This window comes from Salinimicrobium oceani, assembly GCF_012037645.1.
On record NZ_JAAVJR010001052.1, the window covers coordinates 1 to 368 of the forward strand.

At 46.7% G+C, this 368-nt stretch carries 1 protein-coding gene; it reads right to left on the reverse strand.

Annotation, left to right across the window (positions count from 1 at the left end):
- Nucleotides 1–41: 41 nt before the first annotated feature.
- A partial coding sequence (locus HC175_RS20735) for a TRAM domain-containing protein (protein ID WP_168139893.1) occupies nt 42–368 on the reverse strand: 327 nt, incomplete at its 5' end.

Below are 368 nucleotides of genomic sequence, written 5' to 3' on the forward strand. Positions count from 1 at the left end.
CCCACTCCCAATTTATGCTCCCCCTTCGGGGGCAGGGGGGCTTAATTATTCTCGCTTAATCCCACCGCTTCTCCTATTAAAGTAGCGCTGGTGCAGTCGTTGATCTTCACATTCACGAAATCTCCCACCACATAATTTTCTTTCGGGAAGACTGCAACCGTATTTTGGCTTGTCCTTCCGCTCCAGTGCAGGTCAGATTTCTTAGATTCTTTTTCGATCAAAACTTCTACGGTCTTGCCGACGAACTGCTGAGTGCGGTAATGACTGTGTTTTTGCTGCAGGTTTACAATTTCTGTAAGCCTTCTTTTCTTCACTTCTTCGGGTACGTCATCTTCCAGTTTTCTTGCTGCCATAGTTCCGGGTCTTTC